At 50.5% G+C, this 4,764-nt stretch carries 4 protein-coding genes; all 4 read right to left on the bottom strand.

Translation table 11 applies throughout. The features are described 5' to 3' along the window. Positions 1–289: 289 nt before the first annotated feature. The 4 genes from ACK59H_RS22670 to ACK59H_RS22655 all read right to left on the bottom strand — a co-directional run bounded on the left by ACK59H_RS22670 (position 290) and on the right by ACK59H_RS22655 (position 4,574). The gene (locus ACK59H_RS22670; protein ID WP_409264956.1) at positions 290–892 is read right to left on the bottom strand and encodes a hypothetical protein; all 603 of its coding nucleotides are present in this window, start codon (positions 890–892) and stop codon (positions 290–292) included. Between the two features lie 85 nt (positions 893–977). After that, on the bottom strand, positions 978–2,315 hold the full coding sequence (locus tag ACK59H_RS22665) for a hypothetical protein (protein WP_060477713.1): 1,338 nt from the start codon (positions 2,313–2,315) through the stop codon (positions 978–980). Between the two features lie 88 nt (positions 2,316–2,403). Next, a complete protein-coding gene (locus tag ACK59H_RS22660; protein WP_060477714.1) occupies positions 2,404–3,048 on the bottom strand; it encodes a pentapeptide repeat-containing protein in 645 nt (214 codons plus the stop codon). Between the two features lie 494 nt (positions 3,049–3,542). Beyond that, on the bottom strand, positions 3,543–4,574 hold the full coding sequence (locus ACK59H_RS22655) for a DUF4760 domain-containing protein (protein ID WP_155500253.1): 1,032 nt from the start codon (positions 4,572–4,574) through the stop codon (positions 3,543–3,545). Positions 4,575–4,764 lie beyond the last annotated feature (190 nt).

Below are 4,764 nucleotides of genomic sequence, written 5' to 3'. Positions count from 1 at the left end.
TTATTAAAATTTTTTACAAAATTTCTTCTTCTGCACTCCCAGATTAAGAATGATCCCCTAAAGCGGGTTGCAGCTCTCGGGCCGAGAGCGCTGGGAGCGAGCGAGGGCTCATCAGGAATGACAGCACCTCCGACTCAAACAGTCATACGGGCCACAGGGAAGTGCTCACAGATCGCGAAGCCTGTCTCCGGTGGAGGGATGCAACAAATGCCTATTCAGAAAGTGCTCCCTCTCCTAGCAAAAGGAAGGTCTAGGTAGTCGGACTTTACTGCTGGCTTAGCGAATACCTTCAGCCAGGAAAGGACTCGTAGCGAATCATCGCCCGGGCCCACAAATCACCTTTCTTTGCCGCACTCTGAATCGATGCTTGGTTGGTCACAAGCCATTTGCCAATTTTTGGTTTGACCAATGGCTTAGCCATCCGCTCCTGACAGGCGCGGATGAAAATATCCATTTTTTCGATGATTTCTGCCGCCAAATGTGAAGCGTCAGACGTTGAATATCTAGCCTTCGCGTCGTACTTCAGGCCTTTAGGAAGGGGCTGATTCAGATTCCAGAACATCGCCTGCATCTCATGAGCAGCATAGCTGGATTCAACTGGTAGATAGATGGTACCCAAATCGATAAGTGAGCCGTTAAGTTCAACCCAATAGTGTGAATGCTCACCCGAGTTTGACGCGTATCCCTGTATTCCCGCCAGGCGCTCATCACGCGACACAACAAAAGCGCCGAAATTACCTCCCACAATCACTGGACTATACCCCATCTCCTCTAACAAACGATGAACCCCGAACGATGCATATAGGCATCGCTTGTAGTAATCGTTAGGGAACTGATTCTTTAGACATCTATCTACAACGCACAAAACACGCTCAACTACTGCTGCACTCATAAACCTTCTCCTCCTTGATAATCAACTGCCATATTATAAATAAAGCCTCAACACACTTGGATCGACCACCATCTATTCATTAAGGCTACCAATGGTTCCCTGGCTGACCATCTCCATCGACGAACAGAAGATGGTTTGGCAAAGGCTGAGGAGTCCTATGCCGACCTACGCGGTAGTACGCCATGGTTTCACTAATCGCCATGCTCTCATTCTGGGCAGTGGTGTGCTCAGGAGTGAAGTAGTAGGCGTAAACCCACCGAAGACGGGCTCCTCTAGGATCAAAGCTTCCGACTTTCATCAGATTTTGCAGATGCCGAACATCGTCAACTGAGTTGTGTCCCATAGCTTCATAGCCCACATGAACGGTACCAGGACAGTCCATGGGTAACTGCTGAGTCGCTCGAGAAATTAACGTTCGAAAGTGCTTGGCTTTTTTCATCGTCGCTTCGTACGAACCACTCTTCCAGCTCACTACACTGGCTTGATTCACCGCTGTAGCATGGAAAGGCATTGTTTGCGCCGCCGTCCAATCACCAAGGACGCTATGGACGAAATCTTGACGATACTGTCCAACGATGAGCTCCACCATCCGGCTGGAACCGTAGTAAACATCGTCAGTGACAAGCACCCGCTTCAATAGATTCTGGCTAGCGTCTTGAAGGTGCCCAACGGAAAACTCGTCCTGCCAAGCGACATGACGCCGATCGGCAAAATACTGCCTAGCCTTGCTCAACAGGTAGTCGGCAGGTACTTTTTCCAGCTCAACTTGAAAAATCACTTCCATCACAACCCAGGTGTGATGCTGCCGAGCGAGTTGATGCACCGGCTTTGCCAGTGCCTGTCCAACCTCAAACTCCTTCTGCTCGTAGGCGCTGCGTCGTACGTGCTTACACTCGGCCGCCCATCGCTTGCGACCGCCTTCAACGAAAAGATCCTGAGTTTTTGCTATTCCCGGCTGCTCGGGAACCATAACGACGGTCGACCACCCACGCGATTTGTAGGCACCTGCAACCAGAATCTCAAACAACCCTGGATCAGGTTCTGCCCTACCCTTTGTCATCAAGGTCAAGAGCCTTTCTTCGATATGCTCAACCTGCCTTAGGGAGGGCAACAACATGCTCAACCTGACGAATATAGGGCTAATACGATACGACTCAGGCTCATAGTAGTCTCGCCTTTCCGACGCATAGGCGACAGCTTGGAAGAGGTACCACATGATGGTATCCCCTGGGTCATATAGCGGTGGCAACAGACCGTCCAGCATTGCCTGCTTGGCACTCTCGAAATTCGAGCGTACTGCGTCCATACGCTGCGACCATTGATTGCTCGTAAGCTTTGACTTGAACCAATCAACAAGCTCGAGGATTTTTTCATCTCGCCAGTCGTGACCATGCCGCTGTGCGATCCAAAATGGGTGAGTCATGGCATATCCTTTCCTTAGGTTGACGACATCATGCCATGACCCACATCAGGTAGAAGAGCGCTTATTAACCTAGGGGCTAAGCCAGATCTTAGTCTTCGTATGACTTGGGGACGGGCCCTTTGGGCCCAACATCCCAATTACGATTGCGCACATTTCCGCTCACATACGCTCCCTGACAGCCAGTGAACATACATTCATTAATATTAGCGTTGCGGAAGTCTGCTCCATCAACCTTAGCCCCCACGAACACAGCTCGCCTCAGGTAAGCACCTCGAAAGTCAGCTCCTCGAAGGTCGGCATAGCTGAAGTCTGCCTCCCAACCGTATGCCCCAGGTTGAACCAATGGATCAGCGGTAATCGTATAGAATTTCGCGTTTCTGAAATTGGCGTGAGTCAGCTTCGTGACATCTTGAAGCCAGTGGTAATGAACAAGGCTTCCTGGAGCCTGAAGATGGCTGAAATCGGGAAGCTTCTTACGATCAAGGACGCGATCAATCCTATCGAACAACAGCAAACTGAAGTGAAAACCACTAAAATCTACTCCCCTCTTGTCCGCGGCTACAGCTAGGGGAACCTGATCACGAAGGCACTCCACCAAAGCGTCAAATTGCAATAAAAAACGAGAACGACGAAATTTCCCCTGGTAGGGTTGCGCCCAGTGACCTTCAGCAACGTTATGCTCGGCGTACCTTGAAATCATCTGGTCGATCGACACGATTTCTTCGTACGTCATCCCATACTCTTTAGCTATCACACGAAGGAAGGTCGCGCGCTTAATGCCTGTTCTACGAATTCGCGCAGCTGCGACTCTCTCTATCGCTACAGGGCAGCCGCTTAGGTAAGCGCGGTGCAGCTCTGCGGCATCTGACTTGAACGCGGCAAGGGAAGGAGTATCGGGGAGTCTCATGGTCTGGCCTCTCACGGTCAACGCGAAGCCCTAGTATTTGCTGACCATTCAAGGTGACAAAGGGAGAAAATGAAGCGACGGTGCAGGGGCTTTACCTAGCTAGGGCCGAACGCCACCGTCAATGGCGTGGATCCGATAGTGAGAAAAAACCGAGACCGCGTCAAGCCTGGAGTTACCCTCCCCGGCCTCTCGGAGTCGCTAGGGTAGAATTACAACTCAACCAACGGTAGTAAGCTGCCGGCCTATGACAAAAAAGCCGCCAGACGTACGACCTGGCGGCTTCTCGAGTAGCTACATGCGCAAGAAAGAGCTGTTCTCACTCAGGGATTAGGCGCTGCCCCACCCGCTCCTGCAGGAGCAGCTGCATCATGTGCGTGCGGTGGCGGTGGAGGCACAGCCGCCAAATTAGCTGCACCATGACCAGCACCATGTGCTGCTCCAGAAGCGGGAGGTGCGACAGGAGCAGCCATCATGCGATCTGTCTCCTCCTGCGGTGGGTGCATATCGAAAGCTTCGACGTTCTGATTTTCCTTACAGCGAGTCGTCATCGACTTCTGCTCACCCCAGCGATCAACGAGCGCCACAATGCTCTCGAAAATCTTCGGATTCTGAATTTTCTGAGACGCCTGAATTACCAAATAAGCTCGCTTCTCAAGGCTGACCAAAATTCCTACGAAGCACTCTTTCATCAGGTGCTCATCAAAATCACCATTGAGAACACCAACAGCGATGAATTCGTAGTAGTTCAGCACATAACTCAAATCACGTGCAGCCTGCTGATATTCCTCTGAGAATTTCGCATGTTGAAATTTTTTTGAATGAGGATCAAGCATGTGCTCGTTAAAGACAGGGTTAATCGTCTTCTTGCGCGGAAACATCTTCATCACAAAGTCATTTTTCTGGATGAAGAGCTCACTATTTCGCTGATTCATAATGGTGTTAACGGTATGCGCTTTCCGAGCAGCGGCAGAGCTGATCGTAGCCTGTACCCACCACCCCGCTCCCAGTAGCGCAGAAGAGACAAAAAGAGCCAGGGATGTCTGGTAGTCAACTGCCTCTTGGAAACGAAGAACAACGTACGTACTGACCATGATCGCGAAGAGCGACAGTGCAATATACTTAATCCCACGACGCGTTTCGACGTATCTCTCGTAGATCTTCGCGTAAAGCTGATTGATCAACAGGGCCGATAGAGCAGAGAAGATCAGGAGCCCAATCCACTCATCAAGAATTTGCTCATGATATTTTTTAACGAGAAAGTCAGTATTCCTAGCGCAGATGACAACAATAAGAATAGCTGCGGTCGCCAGGAAGAGCCCCTGACGGAAACCATGATTTTGCTTCTTGGCCAACTTCAAATCCCTTCTTCATTGCGCAAAAAAGGCCTCTGATTAGAGGCCTTTTTGAACGGGCTGTTGTATTACTCGTCGCAACCGATAGATACCAGCATCATGCTACTCCTGTCTGTGTGGCCCCTGATACTTCACGCTCCTTCAGGGGTACCTCTAATCTATCTGAATGGCAAGGCTGTGCCAATAAGAT

Source organism: Pseudomonas sp. KCJK9000 (assembly GCF_046230725.1).
GTDB classification, from domain to species: domain Bacteria; phylum Pseudomonadota; class Gammaproteobacteria; order Pseudomonadales; family Pseudomonadaceae; genus Aquipseudomonas; species Aquipseudomonas promysalinigenes.
This window is presented reverse-complemented; position numbering and strand designations above follow the sequence as displayed.